This window comes from 'Nostoc azollae' 0708 (genome assembly GCF_000196515.1).
Classification (GTDB): Bacteria; Cyanobacteriota; Cyanobacteriia; order Cyanobacteriales; family Nostocaceae; genus Trichormus_B; species Trichormus_B azollae.
In genome coordinates this window covers 4,091,574-4,114,574 of the sequence record NC_014248.1, presented here as the reverse complement: position 1 = coordinate 4,114,574, position 23,001 = coordinate 4,091,574, and the positions used below count along the sequence as shown (strand labels likewise).

The following is a 23,001-nucleotide window of genomic DNA, read 5'->3' as shown; positions in this document are numbered from 1 at the left end:
ACCTCTTATTTCATGCTTCATTTTCGCTCTTGATAATACTCATTGTCTCACAGTCACTATCCTGAAATCTTCTCTGTTTTGCCGTGAAAAAAGTCTTAGGATTAGTAGTGTTTAACTGTCTGTTTACCTCCTCCGTTGCTTTAGCACAAACATCACTCCTAGTAGTTTTTCCCCCAACAAACTACCAAACCAGTGCAGAAAAAATATTTTTTATCGGTACAGCGCCAACGGATGGACAAGTCCTTATCAATAGTAGACCAATTACCTGCAGTAAAGCTGGTCATTTTTCTCCCAGTTTCCCCTTACAGTTAGGGGAGAATGTATTTAAGGTACGTTACCAGAATCAGGAACTAGAGATTAAGGTAACAAGGTTGTCTACTCAATCAGAATTACCCCAAGGTTTAGGCTTTGCTAAAGATTCTCTGACTCCTGCTGCTGATATTGCTAGACTGCCGGGAGAATTGATTTGTTTTGGTGCTGTTCCACCTCCTCAAGCTACTGTCTCTGTCAAGCTGGCTAATCAAACCATTCCCTTGTCACCACAACCACCACAGGCGCAATTACCTGCTAATTCAAGTGTACTAACGGGAATAAATAAGCCTAGTACTAGTACTACTAGTCCTAAAAAATATCAAGGCTGTACAACAGTGGCCAATGTTGCTGATTTGGGACAACCTCAATTTAGTTTGACATTGAATGGTCAGACCATCACTCAAACTGGTAAGGGCAGAATTCAAATTCTTGATGCTGCACAGTTAACAGTTGTTGAAGTAACAGCAACTTCAGGGGTGACTCGTACAGGAGCAAGCACAGATTATTCTCGACTCACGCCACTACCAAAAGGTACAAGGGCAACAGTGACAGGTAAAGAGGGTGATTGGTTACGCTTAGACTATGGGGCTTGGATCAATAGCAAAGAAACCAAAATTATACCAGATGCACTACCACCACAGACGGTAATTAGTAGTGTCGGATATCGTCAGCTTCCAGGTGCGACAGAGATGATTTTTCCATTACAAATGGCTGTACCTGTGAGTGTGGAACAGAGCGATCGCACTTTCACACTCACCCTTTACAATACCACTGCCCAAACAGACACTATTCGTTTGGATGATAACCCCCTAATTTCCCGGCTAGATTGGCAACAGGTCACTCCACAACAGGTTAAATACACCTTTAACCTCAAAAATCTCCAGCAGTGGGGCTATAACCTGAGATACGACAATACAACTATGGTGTTAACTTTACGTCATGCACCGCATCTTGAACAAAGAAAACGCCTGCCTCTATCTGGCATCAAGATTGTACTTGATCCGGGACACGGTGGTAAAGAATCTGGTGCAAGTGGTCCAACGGGGTATTTAGAAAAAGATGTAAATTTGATAGTTTCTAAGTTACTGCGAGATGAGTTAGTGCAGCGTGGTGCAACAGTAATGATGACAAGGGAAGATGATCAGGATGTTTCTTTAGTAGAACGTCAGGAGATAATTAGTAAAGAAGAACCTGCGATCGCACTTTCTATCCATTACAATTCTTTACCTGATGATGGAGATGCCGAAAAAACCAAAGGCTTCGGGGCTTTTTGGTATCATCCCCAATCACATAGCCCAGCAGTGTTTTTACATAATTACGTAGTCAAAAAACTCCGAAAACCTTCCTATGGCGTCTTTTGGAAGAATTTAGCCCTGACTCGTCCCTCTATTGCACCTTCCGTACTATTGGAATTGGGTTTTATGAGTAATCCCTATGAGTTTGAAGAAGTAGTGAACCCAGAGGAACAGAAGAAAATGGCCAAGACTCTGGCTGATGGGGTGACAGAGTGGTTTAAAGCGGTCAAGTAAGAAAGGGTTTCGCGCAAAGACGCAGAGGACCAAAGGCACAAAAAATAGTTAATTCATGTGTAAAATTCTGAAATAGGATATTTGACGATGACTAATGGTTTCTATCCATCTCCAGAAACAACGATTTAGTTCTTCTGGATTGATCAACTCAAATACTCGTGGGAAGGTGTCATCGGAAGGGATTCCGTTTGATAATCCTAAAAACTCTTCTAAGCACCTTTGCTTACTGATGCCATACTTCTGGATATCTTCCCACCCTTGGGCTCCGGCTATCACTACCAGAATCCCAATTACCAGGATATCTGTGAGTTGATGTTTCTTTGTTCGCTCTACTCTTGGGTCTTTGATGTCTCCAAAATTCTCCACTAAAGTCTTTTGAATGGCTTCAATGGATGCCACCTGTCCTGGCTATTGCTTTTCTTCGCTTGACCAGATTTAGTTTCAAACTGCTCAGACATAAAGCTTAATTCCCTTTTTATGTTGAGGTTAATTAAGATTAACAAGATCCAATGATTTTTACGTTCAAATAAATTTCATAATCTCAATGAACGAATAATATCAAATATATCACCAACATTCATCAAAACATAACATCCTGGGAATCCTTAAATCCTGATTCAGATAAGAATGTCCCATGAACATTAATAATAAGTCCTTCATACCTTTTTCATTACAGCAACTAACATAGGTGGGCGGAAAATTTATAACTATGTCATGACGAATGCAGCAAAGGGTAATCAAGCAATTACATCTTGTTACATAGTTATGTTTATTTGTTTCCACCTACTTAATACCTTCATTAAACTTAATACTCTCATTAAAGTGTCTAAATCAGTGGGTACACGATAAAGAGTTCAATCTTGAGTAATTTGTTTTGATTGACGATGCAAAATCACAAACTGCCAAATATTGCTAATTGACACTGCTCCATTCCATAAAGTATAGGATCATCAATAGGCGACTAATTATCAAAAGCGATTAATTCTACAGCTAGTTAGACAACTCCTCTTTCTAAATCTGCATTTTTAGCTTCAATCACTAATAATTGGTTTCAGATTTGAGATAATAATCAACAACTCCTTTCAATTGGTTATTGATATTTAACGCATATTCTACTCTAACCTTAGCATGGGTATAGTGAATTAGTTCCATAATTAGAGGAGCAATTAAAAACTCCCATCTTACTGTTTCACTTGTTAAACTAACCTAACATAAGGAAAACTTTCTTCAATTCGAGATTTTAGGCCTGTTAATATTTATAGATTTTCTTGAGTTATTGGTAAAGTAACAGATTCAGATTGAAATTTCTAGCCAAAATCTTCTAAAATTTCTTCTGGCTCAGAATTTAATTTGAAGTAATCTGCATAAGTATAGGATTCATTAGGATCAATTACTTTTGTCTTTGCCATAATCCAAACCTCAATAAAAATTATAATGTCTTACGAAAATGCAAAATTGGCATGGTAAATAAACCCCAAGCCAAACCCGTAATTAAACCAAAAGGCGTAACAATGTAATTGTTAAAATCCCACAAACCAAAAACTTGCGCTGCTAACTCCAACGGATAAGCCATCATTAACACACTAGCAAAAGCCACACCATCCCAACCATATTGACATAACCAAAAAATACCCTTACGACCAGTCACTTCATACAAAATCCGAGTAATTAATAGTCCAGTTACCGTCCCATAACAGCGCATACATACCGCCATAATAAAAGGTGGAGATAACTCCAAACCAAGTGTAGGCTGAGGACATACATGATCACCCATAAAGTAAATCATGTCCGCAATACCCGGAAGCAAAAACACACCAGAAGCAGCCAGAAAAGGAGCAATCGGGGGACCAAAAACCATTCCAGCTAACAGGAAATCAGCAAAAAGACTCACCCAATTAACCTGTAATAACCTTGATAAAACCACCATTTGCATCTTCTCTTCCTTTGTGTAAAACCTTTATTGATCTGATATTATATCAGGAATGAAAGCAGAATTACCCATCTATCTAGGTAGTACCGCCGTGAATTCAAAATGCTTCTTTCAGAAGAGCTAAGCTGACAAAATAGTGCTTCCAGCAGGCTGCGCCAACAAAATTCAAAGTGAATACAGCGAAATCTTGTCAGGGGTTTGGAATGGGTGATTTATTTCCCCCGTACTCTACTAGTATAATCATAGTTGTTATATCTATCTTCGTGAGTTTTGACAATCTTTGTAAATTATTAGCTGAAAAATATCCCCTTGATTTTGCTGGTTGGTTACTAACTGAAGAACCTCAAACTGTCAAAGTCTTAAAAACCGAATTAAGTATAGAACCAATTCGCGCTGGTTTTGTCAATTTCTTACAAGGAGAAAACCGAATTTTACATCTAGAAGTTCAGACATAAGCAACTTCTAAACCTCCTATTCCTTTACGGATGTTAGATTATTCAGTCAGACTAATGCGTAAATATCAACTTCCTATCACTCAAGTAGCGGGACTTAAACAAAAGTTAAGAGTAAAAAGGAGTATAATGCAATTTCGGTGTAGCTTTCACGTTAAAAGAAGCTGATGGAAGAAAGCACTCCCGCAGCATTTGATGATGTATTTACTCATAAAGCGGAAAAAAGAGAGTTTAGACATTATTTAGGGGGATGATTGGGTGAAAGTGAGAGAAAAAACCTATTTCAAATGGCAGAGAATGCCCTAGGGGTGATGTACCAACGATTACACCACGTTTTAACTGAAGCACCTTGGTCCAGTTCTCAAGTCAATGAGTGTCAGTTAGAGATTATGAAGAAGTGTAGTCAGAGGAGAATTACCAGAGGATTTAGCTTAATAATTGATGATTATGGCCATAGAAAAAGCGGGAATTTTAGGGATGGAGTAGGAAGAAAATATATTGGAGAAATTGGGAAAAGGGACAATGGAATAGTAGTAGTAACAACACATCTATATGATGGCAGTAAAAGCTTACCATTAGATACAGAGTTATATCACCACGGTGATTCTTGAACCAAAGGAAAACAAGACCCTCTATTTGAGAATAAACCTGAGTTAGGAATTAAATTAATAGATCTGACCTTAAGCCGTGGTAATCAACCAGGAATAGTAATTATAGATCCTGGATATGGCCACATATCTAAAATACATCTTTCTTATTAAAGATAGAAAATCGGAATTGAAAGTATTGAGGAGGATTAGCTAAAAATCCCAAATTCCTTGCCAGTGACCAAGAGGATAGTCTAAAAATAATTAGGTTAGATGAATTAGCACAAAGTTTACCCCAAGAGGCTTTTACAGAAATTCAACTGGAGTTAGATAAACTCAAAACATTATGGGTAGTAACTCAAGAAGTAGAAATATCACCCTTAAGTGCAAAGAGGAACATTGCTATAGTCATCAACGGTTCTACTTTCTCCCAAGCCACTGATATTGACTACCTTATTACCAATGTTTCTTCATCAATTGTCACACCCCAATGGATAGTTGATACATATTCTCAAAGAAATTGGGTAGAAGTTGTTTACAGGGAAGCCAAGGGATGTTTAGGACTCAAAGAATATCAAGTTGGAGATAATAGCAGTTGACTGCGCCATTTTATTTTGGTTTTCTGTGCCTACACTTTTATTCTTTGCCATCAGTGGACTGGAGGATTAAGACCAAGGTGGTCTAAGAAACCTTTGAATAATTTTACTGCAGCTTTAGAAGCGTTGAGAACAGCCATATCTTTTCTATTTATTGATTGTTTCAACTTGAATCCGGACGTGTTTCCTTCTGATAGAGCCAGTTTGGGCTATATTTGGGCTTGATTTTTGTTTCAGTCCCGGTAGTAATTTTTGTGCAAGAAATAAATGATCAAATCGCTTTTACTGAAGCATACATCAATGAAACTACAAATCACCGTTATCGGGTAATCAGAATGTGAGAAGAAGAAGCAGAATTATTGTTAAATAGTCTGGCATTATTACCATTAGCACCATTAGCGTGGACAAATTCACCTCAAGTTCTATTATCCCAAGTTTCCTAAAATCTTGATAAAATTGTAGATATGGAGACTAAACAGGATATTGCGGCTTACACAGAAATTTTACCAGGTTTGCAGTTTGAGAAAGATTTTATTCGTCACTTGTTAAGTGAGGACATTATGAAGGAGTCAGTCATTTATCAGGATATTTTCCAAAAGGGAGAACTTAAGTTTTGTCTACCGTTACTTAATCAACGGTTTGGAGAAATGGATCCAGAAATAATTGCCCAAATTAAAGTGTTACCCATAGAACAGCCAGAAAATTTAGGTGTAGCTTTGTTGAATATTCCTGAAGTTGCTGATTTAGTAAATTGCTTGAATAGAGCTCTTGCAGAATTAATTATATGTTATAATGGGGGGTTGTCTTTGTCTTAGCCGAAAGTTAGAGTTACAGCGTTATGTTTGAATTAGCGAGCGCAAATAACACCGAAAATACATAAAATCTAAATCTCTCTATCATACCACATCAACAATTTTGCAATAGGTCTATTTAACAAGAAGATCATAACTAATCAAATCATTCTGTGGTGGGCAAAATACCCACCCTTTGTTAATTAGTGAAGATCTTATAAAAGAGTCAGTTATTCAGTTTTGTATAACTCATAATTAATTACTGAATATGACTATTCAAAAAATAGCTTTTATCGTAATAAATATATTAGTATTTTTAATACTTCATTCTTCTTAAGTTCAACTATAAACCATCATAAACCATAACCTTTAAACACCTCTGAAAACACTATAATAATTCTCTTCCTTTGCGTCTATCCATGAAATATTTCTTCAATTAAATTTGACACCAAACAAAAGGGCGGACAAGATGCCACCCCATAATATTGATAATTGACTTTAAGCTACCTTAGCAACATAGGGACTTGTCAACTTATCCAACTGTTGAATCAAGAGACTGAGGAACAAACCCACATCTGTCACGACACCTACTGATTCTATTGAACCGCGATCGCTCAATTTTGTCACCACAGCCGGGTTAATATCCACACAAACCATCTTCACACCGGCTGGAGTCATATTTCCGACACCGATAGAATGCAGCATAGAAGACAACATCAAAATCATCTCCGCACCCTGGATGATTTGAGAATATTCCTGTTGTGCTAAAATCAGGTTCATTTGGGTATCTGGTAAGGGTCCATCATCACGAATTGAACCAGCGAGGGAAAAAGGTATGTTGTTTTTCACACATTCATACATCACCCCACTTTTTACCACTCCAGCTTCTACAGCTTTAGCAATGCTACCAAAACGACGGACAGTGTTAATTACCTTCAGGTGATGTCGGTGTCCACCGCGTACAACCACACCTCGCTTCATGTCCACACCCAGGGATGTACCCAAGATATTTTGTTCCATATCATGGACTGCGATCGCATTTCCACCCAAAAGACCTTGAACGTAACCTTCTCGAATCAGTCGGGATAAATGCTCACCACCACCTGTATGAATTACCACTGGTCCAGCGGTGACAACTACTTTACCACCCCTATCCTTGATTTTACGTAATTCCCAAGCCACTTGTTCAACAACTAATTCTACCCGTCTTTCGCTGGAAACACCGGAAGACATAAAGCCAAATTCTTGGGAGTTGCGTTGTTCTCGTGATTCGGCTTTGCGGATGGTGCGGATACCTAAAACATCAACTACGACGCGATCGCCTATTTCCAAATCACGCAATAGTTTACACTTAGCTACTATACCATTGGCAGTTTGAGAAATGGTGATCGCACCATCCATGCGTTGATTCTGCACCTTCAGCCATTCTCCATTTACCCGGATCTGAGTGGGATAAATCGTGCTGACATAGAAATCATCAGGAGCGATACCTGCTTGTACCACTGGTTCTAATTTAGAATCTCGTTGATCCTGGGGTAAATCAACCGCACCTAAATCAATCAACTGAGATATAATCTCTTCCATCACCTCGTGGGATGGTGCAGATACCCTCACCTCAGCCGCAGATGTACTTTGGCGTTGTTCTCCCAAGTTGAATTTCAGAACTTGGAAACTTCCCCCCATTTCCACAATCAAATCTAAAGCACGGTTAATTAAACCTGCATCTAGCAAATGTCCTTCCATACGGATAATACGGCTTTCTACACACACATTAGCGTGTACTTCTTCCGCAATTGGTTCAGTTACTCGCAAAGTTAAGCATTTAGCCGCACCACCAGCTTTGAGAAATTCCGTTAAAGGCGTTTCAATGACTTGAAAACCCACTTCCGCCAAACGTGATTTTAAACTCTCACTGGCTTTGTTCATAATCACGATGCTATCAACATTCACTGCATTACAGGCGAAATTAACAGCATCAGCTTCTGCAATAGGAATGCGCTTTTCTGGTACGACGCGCATTTCAATCACCCGGTTGGAGTAGGAGTCAAAAGCACCAGGATAATACAGCAAATAACCATTTGATAAAGGACAGAAACAGGTATCAAGATGATAAAAACGTTCATCCATCAACCGGAGAGAAATCACTTCAATATCCAGCCATTTAGCCAAATAGGGGTGAGAATCTAATTCTGACCGAAAACCGTATCCAGCCCATAACCAACGCCCTTCTCTGTCTAAGAGTGCGTCACCAGCACCTTCAAAGGGTAGGTCTTTGGGAAGATTGTAAACATTATAACCGTTTTGCTCAAACCATTGTTGAAAATACGGTTCTTCACCTTGCCGTTCTTTATGTAAAAAGCGGCTGAGAACGACGTTTTTACCGAGGACTAAACCTGCATTGGCACTAAATACCATATCAGGCCAACCCTTCTCTGGTGCAACTAAATCAACTATGGCGTGATTTTTGATATTATTGTATAATTTATTCCATTGTTCTACAGCGTGCTCACGTGAGGATTTGTGAATATTCCCTTCCATCCAAGGATTAATCACATAATCCACATTATAATGGTCGGGAGCGCACATTAAAAACCGAATTTGGGGAACCATAAAAATTTTTACTTCGCTTTTCAGTAATCTCTTGTGGATACAGAGTTTTGGTGTTCTAAGTCTGTCAAATCTGCTAGTTAACTCTACCTTCTGTTCTTGGTAGGCTTTATAAGGTGATCGCTTCGCTCGCCGTAGGCATCGCTCTTATTCTATTACTGCTAGGGACAATGTGAGTGATAGAAGCCAAACGGTTGTATATCAATACGATATTAACTTGTTAATTGAGGGGTTATTTTTATTGTGTGCTTAACTTACTCTACAATAATTAAATTATGTATGGAGTTTTTTATGATGCCCCATACCCTAAAAGCAGTTTATCGTAACGGCACGTTCATTTTAGAAACAGCCTGTAATCTACCTGAAGGTTCTGAGGTTGAATTACTCATCCAATCAATATCTGTTGTTTCCCCACCCATTTCAGACCTAGAGAGTAAAGAACGTTTTCTCAAATCTCTAATTTCCCGAATGCAGCAAAATCCGATTCCCTTAAATACACCTCATTTTACACGGGAGATGCTACATGAACGAAGTTGATAGTAATATCTTAAATTTAAGTCAACGATTCTCGTGATCCTAATCAAGCAGAAAGATGCTCAGGGTAAACTTGAGAAAACTGATACCTTACTGTTTGGACCAGATGGAAACGGTGATGGTAAAAGACACCTTTATGTAACTAACCAGTGGAGAAGAAGCAGGAAGTTCTTCTATATTGAGGATTAACGGACAAACTGGGGAATTTATTCATGTATTTATCGGCGATAATCCAGTGAATTTGGGAATTCCGCTACAACTTTAGTTTTGTATGAAATAAGTGCTAATACAGAAATTCACTTTAGTGATAAAACTCTCCCTATCCTCGGTGTTACAGGCTTAGAAGTAAATGTCATCAGGTTAGAAAGTTAAAGATGCTAATAAATGATAAATATACTTAGTAATAAATTGCTTACATAACTTTATGTAACAGTTTTTGTAACTTCCTGTGTGATCGAAAGTTTCTATGTCATGATAGGAGGTGAGAAGTAATTCGGCGACGGCGTTTGTTTTTAACATTGATGGGTTTTTTCCTTTTGGTATTTACAGACTTTTCTCCGAAATCTAAATCTCTACACTCTTATGATTTTGGAGACATTCTATGTCAATTTACGTAGGCAACCTCTCTTATGAAGTTACCCAAGATACTCTAAGTGCGGTTTTTGCAGAATATGGTTCTGTAAGGCGGGTGCAACTACCTACCGACCGTGAAACAGGCAAACTGCGCGGGTTTGGTTTTGTGGAAATGGGTACAGAAGCTGAAGAAACAACTGCTATTGAAGCACTTGATGGTGCTGAATGGATGGGTCGTGATTTGAAAGTTAACAAAGCTAAACCCAGGGAAGATAGAGGTGGTTCTTTTGGTGGTGGTGGTGGAAATCGCAGTGGTGGTTTCCGCAACCGTTACTAAGCTATTGACTCCAGGATTGTCGCTAGTCCAAAACTTTTAGAAATTAACTGAATTTCGCAACGGCTCAGGTATTAGAAAATAGTAATACTTGAGCCTTTTGAATTGATGATTTTCTGTAGGAATTCAGGAGTCAGAATGTCTGATAAATTGGTTAGTTATCAAATAGGTATGTATGGCGTTAGCCTGAAAAAGCTGACTGCTGTTCGCGTAGCGTGCCGTTAGGCATTAGCTGAATGCTTACGATTTTTCGATTATGGTTCTTCAGAAATTTTGATAATTAATTTACCCATTTTTGCACTATCAAAAACTTTGAGAATTGCTTTTGGTGCATTTTTCAAACCTTCTATAATTTCTTGATTATATTTAATTTTACCCTCTTTTAACCACTGTCCAAGATCCCTAAAAGCAACATCCCATTGCGGCATATAATCGACGACAATAAAACCCTTTAAGAAGACACGTTCCATCAAAACCTGACTAAAATCATAGGGAATAGTTACGGTTTTTGAGCATTATAAGCAGGAGTTAATCCACATAAAGGAATGCATGCATTTAAATTCACTTGCGTCAAAACAGCATGAAGAATTTTCCCACCAACATTCTCGAAATAGATATCAATCCCATTAGGACATGACTCAGTTAGGGCTGCAATTAAATCAGCGGTTTTGTAGTTAATTGCAGCGTTAAAACCCAATTCTTCCCGCAAGCAACCATTGGCATTTTTCATCAGAACTGGTAATCCCCACGACAGGACAACCTTTGATTTTGGCTATTTGTCCCACCAAAGAACCAACTGCACCAGATGCGGCGGAAACAACTACCGTTTCTCCGGCTTGGGGTTTGCCTATATCTAGCAGTCCGAAATAAGCGGTACAACCAAACTAAGGGGATGCAAAAAGGTAGTCAGGGATGCTGGTAAAGGGTTAGGTAGTTTTGTGAGGGAACGGATGTTTTGAGAGTAGAAATTAGGGTGTAATCTTGCCATCCTAATACTCCAGAAACCATATGCCCTGTTTGAAAGTTGGGATTTTTAGATTCTTCAAATACACCCAGAACTAAACCACGCATTACTTCCCCAAGTTCCACAGGAGGCATATACTGGGGTTTATCAGTCATCCAAATGCGATGGGTAGGATCTAGAGAAAGATAGATATTGCGTACTAATATTTCACCTTCTTGAATACTGGGAATTGCTTCTTCCCGATACTCAAAATTACTTTCTTTAATATCACCAACAGGACGAGAGGCCAAGCGCCACTGACGATTTATAGTTTTCTTCATAAAGTTGAATTTACGAGTTTTGAAAAATCAATGTATCCCTTCTGGGGATGATTTTGGCAGATTGGCAGAAATTTCTTCTAAGATTTACCATAATGATGGGGCAGTATGTCAGAGCACAATTAGTCACAAAATGTTAGTTTGTAAAACTATGACTAAGTTTAACTGCCCTACATCTACCAATGCCTTATCTTACTGCTACTGGGGAAATTAGTTCCCTGATCGCTAAATATACCACTTCTGAAACTCTGTGGATAGATACAGAAGTTGCTGACTATACAAGTTAGAATCCTCGATTATCGCTGATTCAGATATTGGACAATCCTCAAGATATGACTGGTGACAGTGTTTATATTTTGGCTGTTCTAGGACAGCCCAATGTGATTGTTGATTTTATTGAACAAATCATGGTGAATGCGTCTATTGAAAAAGTTTTTCATAACGCTAATTATGATTTGAGGGTATTGGGGAATAAAAAAGCTAAAAATATTACTTGTACTTTGAAAATGGCTAAGGGAATAGCCTATCATATTCTACCTTTACCTAATTATCAACTGAAAACTCTGCCTACTGTACTTTGTAATTTTCACGGTATTGATAAAGAAGAACAAGGCAGTGATTGAGGTAAAAAACCTTTAACTTATGAACAAATAGAATATGCTTAGTTGGATTGCATTTATCTGGTTCAAATCCATTGGCAACTATTAGCATTACAGTCCAAAATTGTCTCAGATCCGGCAAGGGAAGATTTAACTACAATTTATGAGGAATTTACATAATTTTAACAATACCGTAAGTTGATAAATTCTGAATTTTATGACTTACAATAGTTATTAAAAAAATCTATGTAAGTTCAAAATCTTTCGGAAACTGAATATTGTCAACTTAGTGGTTATGAGTGTAAATTCGTGAAATTGAAGTTTACAGAACTTGTACGATTGGTGGAGAATCAAGATGTTGATTTAGATTTTCCCATTACTCTAACTGAGAAATTGCAAAAACATTTAGGGAGAAATTTGGAAGAGTTAAATGTAGATTTTGAAAAAACTTCTGTTTGGGGATTACTTGCTAAAAGTAAGGAAGGTGCTGTTAATGATCAGTAATATAGCAATCTTAAATTAGTAGTGGAAAACAAGATACCCGATTCTTCCAAAAGATTGGGTAAAGCTTGATAAGAATGTAGCTAATCACAGATTTAGAGAATTAGAAAATGCAAGTATTTATACCTTCAATTGAGATTTAAATGGTTTAATTTAAAAAAGGTTTAACTATATTGATAAAATATGAGGAAAGCTTGTCAATTGAGTGAAAACTTATAGTTCAAGTTAAAATTCTAGTAGACTGAAAACTAAGTTAGTTATGGTAATGATTTACTCCCGGTATGAAAGGAGTTTATAAGCACTTATGAAAGGGCAGTTATTTACACAGAAAAGGCAAGTTTTAGGCAAAATATTCACGATAGCAGTGCTTACTGGTTGCACTGGAATGTTATGTGTTTCTTGCAATAGAAGTCAGGATGTTTTGGTGACAGAAATAGGGGTTAGTCCTCCAAATCGTCTGACTCCTAAAACTTCCAAAGCTGGAGAATTCTATATTCAAGGACAGAATCAACACGCTAAAGGCAACTCCCAAGCTGCTATTGCTGCCTATAGTAAGTCGATTAGTCTTAATTCTCAATATGCACCGGCGTTTAAGAGTCGAGGGTTAGCATATTTTGATGTTGGTAATAAAGAAGGTGCGATCGCAGATTATAATCAAGCTTTGCGTCTCAATCCCAATGATGCGGAAACCTACAATAACAGGGGAAATGCCCGTGCATCTCTGGGAGATCAACAAAATGCGATCACAGATTACAATGAAGCTATTCGTCTAGCTAATAACTACGCTCAAGCTTACAATAATCGCGGAAATGCCCGTGCTACCCAAGGACATAAAAACGGGGCTCTGGCGGATTATACTCAAGCTATTCGTATCGATCAAAACTATGCTGTTGCCTATAATAACCGAGGCAATACTTATGCTTCTCAGGGTGATCAACAGAAAGCGATCGCAGATTATAATCAAGCTATCCGCCTCAATCCTAACTTTGCACCTGCCTTTAATAATCGTGGTAATGCCTTTGCCGCTACTGGAGACAAACGCAGTGCATTACAAGACCTACAACGGGCAGCAGCTATCCTTGATAAGGAAGGTAACAAAGAATTGTATCAACAAGTAATGAAGAATATTGAAGAATTGGGAAGGTAAGGGGAATAGGAGTTCAGGAGTCAAGAGTTAGAAAAAGAAGATATTTCCCCATATCCCTCATCCCCCTCATCCCGAGTCCCCAATCCCCTATTCTTCAAAACTAGGAGTACGTAAATCTTCAACTAAAGCTTGAATATCTGCTCCTGGTGGTGGAGTACAACGGGAAACTGTAATGGTGACAATAAAATTAATGATCATCCCTAAGGTGCCGATACCTTCAGCAGAAACTCCAAAAAACCAAGGTGTCATTCCCGTAAATTTCACACCGATAATATAGATGATAGTGAAAATGAAACCGGTTAACATTCCCGCAATAGCACCTTCGGCATTTGTGCGTTTATCAAAAATTCCTAAAACTATCACTGGGAAGAAACTAGCAGCAGCTAAACCAAAGGCAAAAGCTACGACCTGAGACACAAAACCAGGGGGGTTTACGCCAAAATAACCTGCAAGAACTAAGGCAAAACCGACAACTGTTCGGCCTACAAATACTCGTTTTTCTTCGGAAGCTGTAGAATCGAAGATGCGATAATAAACGTCATGGGCAATAGAACTAGAAATTACTAGTAATAAACCAGAAGCTGTTGACAATGCTGCTGCTAAACCTCCCGCTGCCACTAAAGCTATGACCCAAGGTGCGAGTTTAGCAACTTCTGGGGTAGAGAGAACAATAATATCATTGTCGATGGTAATTTCGTTAGTTTCTTTTTTGCTAGTTAACTGTAATTTACCATCTTTGTTTTTATCTTCAAAAGTGAGGAGTTTGGTTTTTTCCCATTTATTTGCCCAGTCTAATTGTCTAACCTCTTCAACTGTATGGTTGTGGAGAGATTGAATTAAATTGTAGCGGGCAAACATGGATAAAGCCGGGGCAGTTGTGTAAAGAATGGCGATAAATAATAATGCCCAACCTGCGGAAAATCTCGCTGCACGCACATTAGGTACTGTGTAAAACCGGACGATAATGTGGGGTAAACCCGCAGTTCCTACCATCAAAGCAATAGTGATGAATAGGACATCCATCATGGTTTTGTTAGCAAAAGGTTGGGTATATTGTGCAAACCCTAAATCGGTCTGAATTTTATTTAAGTTATCAGCAACATCACTAAAGGTAAATGCTAACTGAGGAACAGGATTGCCCGTGAGAATAAAGGCGAGCGCAATGGCAGGAATCAAATAAGCGAAAATTAAGATGCAATATTGGGCAACTTGTGTCCAAGTAATACCCTTCATTCCTCCCAACACTGCAAGAAAGCCGACTATTACTATACCGATAATGACACCAGTATTGATATCAACTTCTAAAAAGCGGCTAAAGACAATACCTACACCGCGCATCTGGCCAGCAACGTAGGTAAGAGAAACGAAAATAGCTGCAACTACTGCTACTAAACGAGCTAGATTAGATTTATAGCGCTCGCCTACAAAATCGGGAACTGTATATTTACCAAATTTCCGCAAATATGGGGCTAATAATAAAGCTAACAAAACATAGCCACCAGTCCAACCCATCAAATAAATTGAACCATCATAACCCAAAGTAGAAATTAGCCCAGCCATGGAAATAAACGAAGCCGCAGACATCCAATCAGCTGCTGTTGCTGCACCGTTAGCAATGGAAGGAATACCCTGACCAGCAATAAAGAAATCTTTTGTATCCTTTACCCGTGATTGCCAACCAATGTAAATATAGAGTGCAAAAGAAAGTCCAACTAAGATAATTGTCCAAAGTTCAACTGACACCGTTTATCCTCACTTCTTATTATACTTGCGGTCTAATTTATCCATTTGGAAAGCATAGGTAAAAATCAAACCCACAAAAATCAAAATAGATCCTTGTTGTGCCATCCAAAAGCCAAAAGGTAAACCAAAAAAGCGAATTGTATTTAATGGTTGAACCAATAAAATGCTAAAAACACTTGAAGCTAACGCCCAAATAATTAAAAGATTTCTAATTAAAGCAGTGTTAGCAAGCCAATAGGCACGGCGTTGTTCTTCATCCATTATTGTTACCCATAGATAAATCAATCACACTTTATTATCTAGCCTGAATTCGTTTTTTATGTTAATTATTTTTAATTTCTCTGAATAGTTTGTGAATAGGTTGTCTATTTGTGAATAGGTTCTCTAAAAGATATTTATTAAAAAAAAAACATATTTATTCCATCTTGATAGTCAACCTACCGGAAAATATAAAAACAATATAAAACCTCTCTAAATATCTTCCAGCCTTTCTTTGTAAGATAGACAAAAAGAGATTAAAAAGAGATTAAAAGAGGTTTTACAGTTAAGTTGATAAATTGAATAGCAACTTATTAAGGTGCAAGGGCATTACCGCGTAATAAACTAGCGATGGTTTTGGCAGTAATTTTGAGTTGAGTGATGGGGTTAGCTGGAACTACTGTTTTGTATAAATAGCTATCAAATGTTAGCCGTTGTACATCCATGTCATCACACATTTCTACAAATGCTTCACGGGTAGCATCGGAACGATAGAACACGGTTTGAAGAATATCCAATACCTTGTAAGTGAGTCCGTATTTCTTATCCCAACGCTTCAGGTAAATCTTCAAGTCGTTTTCTGTAGGAATACGCACACCATTGTTAGAAACTTCCACAATGGTTTCTGCACACATCCGTCCAGATTTAGCCGCGAAATAGATACCTTCACCAGAGGACTTGGTGACATAACCAGCAGCATCACCTACCAACGCAATACGTCCAACTACACGACGAGGACGGGGATGTTCAGGGATGGGGTGGGCTTCGACTTTGATAATTTGACCACCAGCTAATTTTTTAGAAGCACGGGCGCGAATACCCGCTTGTAACTGTTTGATGTTGGCTTTATTAACCTGCATTGTTCCTGTACCAACAGCTACGTGATCATATTTGGGAAATACCCAAGCATAGAAGTCGGTAGAAACGTCATTACCCACATACATTTCGGCCATGTCGTTGTAGTAGGCCATTTTGTCTTGGGGTAGACGAATGCGTTCTTGGAATGCGATCGCATAATTGTAATCCCCAGCATCCATTTCTTTAGCAATGCGGGAATTTGCCCCATCAGCACCAATCACTAAATCTACCTTCAGTGTTTTCGTAATCCCTTGTGCCCCACCTTCTGTATGGTCAACGTAATGGATTGTATAGGGGTCAGTGTTGTTTGTGGGTATATCAAGTTTATGAACAGTGGCGTTAATTAAATTAGCACCTAGTTTTGCCGCCCGTTCGCGTAGGAATCCATCCAATACTTCACGGCGGCACATTCCTATATATTCTTCTTCATTTACCAGATTGATATCTACCTCACGATTAGAAGGAGAAATCATTTTCATCTTCCGCACTCGACGGTCGATAATCTCTGGAGGTAGGTCAAACTCACTCACCATACATAGGGGAATAGCACCCCCGCAAGGCTTAGCGTTATCCAGCTTGCGCTCAATTAAATAAGTTTCAATCCCAGCTTTTGCTAATGTCTCAGCAGCAGATGAACCAGCTGGGCCTGAACCAACAACAGCAACCCGTAGTGTCAAAGGTTTTCTCCCAATCTTCACATTTACCGAAAGCATCGTATCATGGACTTTCGGCTGATTTGGCCCTCAAGCGTAGGGTTTTGACAGAATTGCAATATACCTTAACATTTCTACATATTTATCGTCATTACCAATATAAATTTCTTCATGCTCAATAGATAAAGGTCAATGGTAAAAAATAAAGGGATAGGGAAATTCAAAATTCAAAATAGTGCTTATAGTACTTACAGTAGGCTGCGCCAACAAAATTCAAAATTTAAAGAACTTTTACCCCCTACCCCCTACCTACTAGGGTGCTTTTATATCATACAAGATGCAAACTGGTGTATTTGACTAGTCTATCCTGAAAAATCAGTGTAACGGCGATTGCAGGCTATCAAATACACATTTCTCCCCACAAAGGCTTTCAATGCGCTCATCGAGTCTTGTATGGCAGCGAATCTTGCTCTCAATACATTAAACGGGTCATTGCTGAGGAAGGGTGAGAAGTCCCTTTCTTTCATCAAATCTAGAATCAGATTCCAAGCTTGTAAACAGGCAAATATTATTCTTAAATCTCAAAGGGAGGAACTAGAACCACCAACGGATATAAATGAGGATGATCAGACAAAAAACCTCAAGTGCCCGCACCTAAATCCTCTTGTCAAGATAGTTTTGATGTTGTGGATTTAGGAATAAATTGTGCTGATGCTAGTTGCAGTTGTCCAGAACTACTGAATATGAGTCCAGATTGTGGTTCATTACACTGTGGTACTACTGATTGTAGCGGTGCTTGTAGTTCCCTCGATTGCAGCGGTGCTGATTGTAGTTGGTAATTTTCTCTAATCCAATCTATTCTGGATATGATATATATAAAAATACAGTAATCCTACCTAAAAGCCGTAGATTAGTTGCAGAGGTATAAAAGCAGTGGGCATTGTAGTTGAAAACGTCTCTAAGCAATTTGGCAGTTTCCAAGCTGTTGATCAAGTGAGTCTAGAAATAAATAGCGGTTCACTAGTTGCATTACTAGGACCTTCAGGTTCTGGTAAATCTACCCTGTTGCGATTAATATCCGGTTTAGAAATGCCCGATAGTGGCAAAATTATACTGACAGGCAAGGATGCTACATATCAAAGTGTGCAAGAACGTAATATTGGATTTGTATTTCAGCATTATGCCTTATTTAAGCATTTAACAGTCAGACAAAATATTGCTTTTGGCTTAGAAATTCGTAAAGCTCCGAAAAAGAAAATAGAGGGGAAAGTAGAACAGTTATTAGAATTAGTACAATTGAATGGGTTAGGCGATCGCTATCCTTCCCAACTTTCTGGTGGACAAAGGCAACGGGTAGCATTAGCTAGAGCATTGGCTGTAGAACCTAACGTATTATTACTAGATGAGCCATTTGGCGCATTAGATGCCAAAGTACGTAAAGATTTACGTGCTTGGTTACGTCGTCTCCATGATGAAGTCCACGTTACCACCGTTTTCGTTACTCATGACCAAGAAGAAGCAATGGAAGTCTCGGATGAGATCGTAGTTATGAATAAAGGAAAAGTGGAACAAGTAGGAACACCAGCAGAAATCTATGACCATCCCGCTTCAGCATTCGTTATGAGCTTTATTGGTCCGGTGAATGTGTTACCCAGTAACTCCAAAATTTTCCAGACCAGCGGCTTCGATTCAGTTAATCCCGAAGTATTCTTGCGTCCCCAAGATGTAATTGTAGAAAGAATCGCCAACGGCACCACAGCACCAGCTATAGTGAGTCGTGTGATTCATTTGGGGTGGGAAATTCAGGTAGAGGTAAAGTTAGATGATGGACAAACTGTTACCGCCCACTTAACACGTGATCGCTTTGATGAGTTAAAGTTAGAAGCCCAAGAGCGCGTCTACGTCAAGCCCAAAGACGCGAAATCTTTCCCACTTTACTATTCTATATAGAAGCAACTTATCCCGAAACCTACGCCAACAGAGGGTTAAACTCCTTATATTTGCTAGATTTATTGGGTAGGTTTGCTTGCTGTTCGAGAAACTGGATACTGATTAAATTAGTAGTTACACGGATACATTAAGGACTTTAATGGTTAAAATTGACTAAGCCTGTGTTCTTTCAACCTTGTAACTTATATATAATAAATATATATGTCATTTGATATTGTTGGTGCTGCCGTCGATTTTGTTACTCTTACCACTAATCGAATTATTTCAGCATTTACCAGCCAAACACTTATTAAAGAAAATCAAATTAATCTACCTGCCACAGTTCAAAAAGTCAGACAAGATCAGCGCGTAATTCAAGCAGAGATGGATTACTATCAGCGTAGAGAAGCCAGAAAAAAAGAATTTATGCAAATTCAGGAGACCCCCGTTAATACAGATACAGAGGTAATATTATTACCTGATAGGCAAAAGAAATTACTTAAAATCAAGCGGGAAGAAATCGAAGATAGGAGCAAATTAAGTGCATTGTATTTAGATTTAAGTCGAGAGACAACTGCTAAAGAAATTGAATTTAAACAAAAAGAACTTCAGAGAATTTTCGATCAGCAAAAATGGCCTGGTATTTTGAGTCGTGATGAAGCACAGAGAATTTTCATAGATGAACACAAGAAACCACGCTTATTGATGTTAGTACCACCTCCAGATATTAGCGAAGACTTTCCGATTTCATTCCGTGATAGCCTCAAAAAAGAAATTCGCAACCAATTAAAACTATTTTTAGAAAAATATTATCCTCTTCATGGTGATTACTGCCCAGTTGAATTTTATGGTAAATATTTTGAGCGTTCAATTTTTGATGCCGAAGTTAAGCAATTAGAAACAATCTTATCCGCTATACCAACCGCAATTATTTACACTGACATTACAGACCACGAAGTTTATTTAAATGTCAAATTTTGGGGTTTGCAAGAACCAGTATCTTTATCTTTTGAGCCTTGGAACTGGGAAGAAGTAAAAGGACAACTTGAAGAAGTTGGCAGCGATCAGACTAAGAGTTTGCGAGCAATTAGACAAACTATTGTCATTCTGCACAAGCTGTTAGCAGCATTTTTAGCAGATTGGTATTACCTAAACATCAACCCAAATTATGAACCTCAGCTATTTAAATTAAGTGCAGATTTTCCTTCAGTCTGGACTAAAGAAATGTTGCAGAAACTAAGAATTATCCTACAAAGATATAGAGCAGCTTATAACTATGAGTTAAAAACATTAGCAAATCTTGAAATAAAAAAACCAAAGGTTTGGCATTGTGTTGATACTCTGTATGGTCATTCAAATTATGTTTTTTCAATTGCTGTCAATCCTCACGGAGAAACATTTGTTAGTGGCAGTGCAGATAAAAACATTAAAATCTGGGATATCCAAACAGGTGAACTTATTCACACTTTAACTGGACATTCCAACTATGTTTGCTCAGTGGCTTTTTCTGCTGATGGACAAAAAATTGCTAGTAGTAGCTATGACAAAACATTTAAGTTATGGAATTGCTTAAAAAGCAAAACTTTCATTGAACATTCAGATTGTGTAACTTCAGTTGCCTTTAATTATGATGGTAATACCTTGGCTACAGCCAGCTTAGATAAAACCATTAAAATATGGGATTTAAACACTGAAAGGTTAATATATACTTTAACTGACCATGCAAATTATATTAACTGTGTAATTTTTACATTGGATGGACAAAAATTAATTAGCTGCGACTCTGATAAAACTATCAAAATATGGAGTGTTAAACAAGGACTAGAAATTGTTAGCATTACTGGACATACAGATGCAGTCAATACTATAGCTATTAGCCCTGATGGCAAAATTTTTGCAACTGGTAGTCATGACAAGACAATTAAACTTTGGTATTTGGCAACAGCAGAACTCCTGCACTCATTTAATGGACATATAAATTCTGTCACCAGCGTTGCTTTTAGTCCTGATGGTAAAACTTTAGTAAGTGGCAGTAGTGACAACACAATTAAGCTTTGGAATCTGGAGTCAAAAGAATTGATAAATACTTTTTCAGAACATTCCTCAAGCATTAATAGTGTGGCTTTCAGTGTTGACGGGAATAAAATCATCAGTGGTAGTGCTGATAATACAATCAAGATTTGGCAATTTGATTAATGAAAAAAGAAAATAAGACCCGCAAGGTGATATATCAATTATTACCTTTTGGAAAGTGGGGAAAATGTAGAAATAAATCTTAAAAGCGGGCGATGGGACTCGAACCCACGACATTCTGCATGGGAAGCAGACACTCTACCACTGAATTACACCCGCAAATAGCAATGATGGAAATTTAGTCTAAATATCAATATCATTGTATCATAATTCAGGAAAAATTGAAGAACTGTATTTTTTCTGTGTTGGGCTGCTGAATAGAAAGCATAATGAACTGCATCAACTTAAGTCATCAACTAAGATAAATTTAGAAGGATCATGTACACTTAATGCAATGGGAGTTAAAAGCACTAAAGTCTCTGGCTATACTAACTTCCTAATTTAGGATACGCCCTTCATTTGCCTGAAAAGCTTTGCTTTAGCTTTTCGATCATGCTAGCTCGCCCCTTCTGTAAGTAAAACAGCGGGATTACTGGCCGCAGAACCTTTACCAACATCAAAAAAGCCGAATGTAAACCGACCGTAATTACAACTGGTAAATGCGACTATACAAACAAAATATATACCTTGAGCCTCCAGTATGTTCAACACCACTGAAATTATCATTAATGCTTTTGTAAATCAACTCCGATCAGGATACCAACGTACCTACGGTGGATTAAAAACTGATTATCAAGACATTATCGCTTGGGCTGGTAACATGGCATTGGAAAACATTGCCAACAGTGATGCTTTATATCACAATGTTGAACACTCCGTTCTTGTTACCCTGGTAGGACAAGAAATCTTACGTGGTAAACACATCCGCGAAGGAGGAGTTTCCAGCGAAGATTGGTTGCACGTCATCATTTCCTTATTGTGTCACGATATTGGCTATGTAAAAGGAGTTTGCCGAGAAGACCAAGAATCAGAAAGCCTATATGCTACAGGGCAAAATGGGAACATGGTTTCTCTTCCTGATGGTGCTTCTGATGCTAGTCTAACACCCTATCATGTAGATCGGGCAAAACTATTTATTGATGAGAGATTTGGTGGACATCCTTTAATAGATTCCGATGCAATTAAAGTTAATATTGAATTAACTCGCTTTCCAGTTCCTAGCGCAGATGATCATCAAGATACCAGTCACTTTGCCGGATTAGTACGTGCTGCTGATTTAATTGGACAATTAAGTGATCCCCGTTACTTGAAAAAAATTACAAGTTTATTTTACGAATTCGAAGAAACAGCAATCAACAAAGCTTTAGGCTATAATAATCCTGGAGACTTACGCAAAAATTACTCCAAATTTTACTGGAATGGTGTCTATCCTTATATCAAAGAAGGACTACGTTATCTAGGTCTCACACAACAAGGAAAACAAGTTTTAGCTAACCTTTATTCCAATGTATTTGTTGTTGAACATGAGAAAAAAAATGAAGAAATGCGGTATTTAGCAGAACAGTTAAATGGTTAAGTAATTAACGTTGATCAAATTTTGGATTTTCAATTTCGGATTTTGGATTGAAAATTCAAAACTTTAAAAAGCTGCAATAGCCCGAATTTATTCAGTCAAAGGATGTAAAATCCAAAACTTAAAATCTAAAATTGTTAG

Annotated in this window: 20 protein-coding genes, 1 tRNA gene and 3 pseudogenes; 13 read left to right on the top strand and 11 right to left on the bottom strand. The window is 38.1% G+C overall.

The window, feature by feature from the left end; all coding sequences use genetic code 11:
- Positions 1-83: 83 nt before the first annotated feature.
- Positions 84-1,841 carry an N-acetylmuramoyl-L-alanine amidase family protein gene (locus tag AAZO_RS19230; protein ID WP_013192524.1) on the top strand — a complete coding sequence of 586 codons (1,758 nt, stop codon included), beginning with the start codon at positions 84-86 and terminating at the stop codon, positions 1,839-1,841.
- A gap of 48 nt (positions 1,842-1,889) precedes the next feature.
- On the opposite strand, the gene AAZO_RS31365 is transcribed toward AAZO_RS19230, so the two are convergent.
- Both AAZO_RS31365 and AAZO_RS19215 read right to left on the bottom strand, forming a co-directional pair.
- Positions 1,890-2,240: an ISAs1 family transposase gene (locus tag AAZO_RS31365; RefSeq protein ID WP_081462827.1), complete on the bottom strand. Its 351-nt coding sequence runs from the start codon at positions 2,238-2,240 to the stop codon at positions 1,890-1,892.
- Positions 2,241-3,270: 1,030 nt separating this feature from the next.
- Positions 3,271-3,774: a DUF2085 domain-containing protein gene (locus tag AAZO_RS19215; RefSeq protein WP_013192523.1), complete on the bottom strand. Its 504-nt coding sequence runs from the start codon at positions 3,772-3,774 to the stop codon at positions 3,271-3,273.
- A 260-nt stretch (positions 3,775-4,034) separates the two neighbouring features.
- Here AAZO_RS19215 and AAZO_RS27295 point away from each other — a divergent pair.
- The 3 genes and pseudogenes from AAZO_RS27295 to AAZO_RS42790 all read left to right on the top strand — a co-directional run.
- Positions 4,035-4,313: pseudogene (locus AAZO_RS27295) on the top strand (hypothetical protein); the annotation flags it as partial.
- 77 nt (positions 4,314-4,390) lie between these two features.
- Positions 4,391-5,631 (top strand): annotated as a pseudogene (locus AAZO_RS19205) (IS701 family transposase).
- 239 nt (positions 5,632-5,870) lie between these two features.
- Entirely contained in the window at positions 5,871-6,221 is a 351-nt protein-coding gene (locus tag AAZO_RS42790; RefSeq protein WP_049790824.1) for a DUF4351 domain-containing protein, read from the top strand.
- 474 nt (positions 6,222-6,695) lie between these two features.
- Here AAZO_RS42790 and argZ read toward each other — a convergent pair whose 3' ends face one another.
- Positions 6,696-8,807: a bifunctional arginine dihydrolase/ornithine cyclodeaminase gene (argZ, locus tag AAZO_RS19195; RefSeq protein WP_013192522.1), complete on the bottom strand. Its 2,112-nt coding sequence runs from the start codon at positions 8,805-8,807 to the stop codon at positions 6,696-6,698.
- A 288-nt stretch (positions 8,808-9,095) separates the two neighbouring features.
- Between argZ and AAZO_RS19190 the strand changes: the two genes are divergently transcribed.
- Together AAZO_RS19190 and AAZO_RS19185 are read left to right on the top strand one after the other, a co-directional pair.
- The gene (locus AAZO_RS19190) at positions 9,096-9,341 is read left to right on the top strand and encodes an antitoxin family protein (protein ID WP_013192521.1); all 246 of its coding nucleotides are present in this window, start codon (positions 9,096-9,098) and stop codon (positions 9,339-9,341) included.
- Positions 9,342-9,939: 598 nt separating this feature from the next.
- A complete protein-coding gene (locus tag AAZO_RS19185; RefSeq protein WP_013192519.1) occupies positions 9,940-10,248 on the top strand; it encodes an RNA recognition motif domain-containing protein in 309 nt (102 codons plus the stop codon).
- Positions 10,249-10,499: 251 nt separating this feature from the next.
- On the opposite strand, the gene AAZO_RS39245 is transcribed toward AAZO_RS19185, so the two are convergent.
- From AAZO_RS39245 to AAZO_RS39235, 3 genes are all read right to left on the bottom strand, one after another.
- Positions 10,500-10,715, bottom strand: coding sequence for a hypothetical protein (locus AAZO_RS39245; protein WP_228371293.1), 216 nt, complete (start codon positions 10,713-10,715; stop codon positions 10,500-10,502).
- Between the two features lie 29 nt (positions 10,716-10,744).
- Complete coding sequence (locus tag AAZO_RS39240; RefSeq protein WP_228371291.1) at positions 10,745-10,975, bottom strand: zinc-binding dehydrogenase; 231 nt, start codon at positions 10,973-10,975, stop codon at positions 10,745-10,747.
- A 176-nt stretch (positions 10,976-11,151) separates the two neighbouring features.
- Entirely contained in the window at positions 11,152-11,529 is a 378-nt protein-coding gene (locus AAZO_RS39235) for a hypothetical protein (protein ID WP_228371290.1), read from the bottom strand.
- A 179-nt stretch (positions 11,530-11,708) separates the two neighbouring features.
- Between AAZO_RS39235 and AAZO_RS19175 the strand changes: the two are divergent.
- Positions 11,709-12,629 (top strand): annotated as a pseudogene (locus AAZO_RS19175) (ribonuclease D).
- Between the two features lie 301 nt (positions 12,630-12,930).
- Positions 12,931-13,773, top strand: coding sequence for a tetratricopeptide repeat protein (locus tag AAZO_RS19170; RefSeq protein ID WP_013192518.1), 843 nt, complete (start codon positions 12,931-12,933; stop codon positions 13,771-13,773).
- 87 nt (positions 13,774-13,860) lie between these two features.
- Here AAZO_RS19170 and AAZO_RS19165 read toward each other — a convergent pair whose 3' ends face one another.
- The 3 genes from AAZO_RS19165 to chlP form a co-directional block, all read right to left on the bottom strand.
- Positions 13,861-15,516 carry a sodium:solute symporter family protein gene (locus AAZO_RS19165; protein ID WP_013192517.1) on the bottom strand — a complete coding sequence of 552 codons (1,656 nt, stop codon included), beginning with the start codon at positions 15,514-15,516 and terminating at the stop codon, positions 13,861-13,863.
- Positions 15,517-15,525: 9 nt separating this feature from the next.
- Positions 15,526-15,777, bottom strand: a complete 252-nt coding sequence (locus AAZO_RS19160; protein WP_013192516.1) for a DUF4212 domain-containing protein — start codon at positions 15,775-15,777, stop codon at positions 15,526-15,528.
- Positions 15,778-16,088: 311 nt separating this feature from the next.
- Positions 16,089-17,345 carry a geranylgeranyl reductase gene (gene chlP / locus AAZO_RS19155; protein ID WP_049790823.1) on the bottom strand — a complete coding sequence of 419 codons (1,257 nt, stop codon included), beginning with the start codon at positions 17,343-17,345 and terminating at the stop codon, positions 16,089-16,091.
- 314 nt (positions 17,346-17,659) lie between these two features.
- On the opposite strand from chlP, the gene yidD reads away from it, so the two are divergent.
- The 4 genes from yidD (at position 17,660) to AAZO_RS19140 (ending at position 21,410) form a co-directional block, all read left to right on the top strand.
- Positions 17,660-17,794: a membrane protein insertion efficiency factor YidD gene (gene yidD, locus AAZO_RS42785; protein ID WP_338027215.1), complete on the top strand. Its 135-nt coding sequence runs from the start codon at positions 17,660-17,662 to the stop codon at positions 17,792-17,794.
- 135 nt (positions 17,795-17,929) lie between these two features.
- Complete coding sequence (locus AAZO_RS34235; protein WP_013192514.1) at positions 17,930-18,124, top strand: hypothetical protein; 195 nt, start codon at positions 17,930-17,932, stop codon at positions 18,122-18,124.
- 94 nt (positions 18,125-18,218) lie between these two features.
- Complete coding sequence (locus tag AAZO_RS19145; protein ID WP_013192513.1) at positions 18,219-19,235, top strand: sulfate/molybdate ABC transporter ATP-binding protein; 1,017 nt, start codon at positions 18,219-18,221, stop codon at positions 19,233-19,235.
- 201 nt (positions 19,236-19,436) lie between these two features.
- Positions 19,437-21,410, top strand: a complete 1,974-nt coding sequence (locus AAZO_RS19140; RefSeq protein ID WP_013192512.1) for a WD40 repeat domain-containing protein — start codon at positions 19,437-19,439, stop codon at positions 21,408-21,410.
- Between the two features lie 84 nt (positions 21,411-21,494).
- Here the strand turns inward: AAZO_RS19140 and AAZO_RS19135 are convergent.
- Together AAZO_RS19135 and AAZO_RS35640 are read right to left on the bottom strand one after the other, a co-directional pair.
- Positions 21,495-21,566 (bottom strand) — tRNA-Gly (locus AAZO_RS19135).
- Positions 21,567-21,842: 276 nt separating this feature from the next.
- Positions 21,843-21,998: a hypothetical protein gene (locus AAZO_RS35640; protein WP_187289523.1), complete on the bottom strand. Its 156-nt coding sequence runs from the start codon at positions 21,996-21,998 to the stop codon at positions 21,843-21,845.
- Here AAZO_RS35640 and AAZO_RS19130 point away from each other — a divergent pair.
- Positions 21,988-22,863 carry an Npun_R2479 family HD domain-containing metalloprotein gene (locus AAZO_RS19130; protein WP_013192511.1) on the top strand — a complete coding sequence of 292 codons (876 nt, stop codon included), beginning with the start codon at positions 21,988-21,990 and terminating at the stop codon, positions 22,861-22,863. The two genes, AAZO_RS35640 and AAZO_RS19130, sit on opposite strands and share 11 nt — an antisense overlap.
- Positions 22,864-23,001 lie beyond the last annotated feature (138 nt).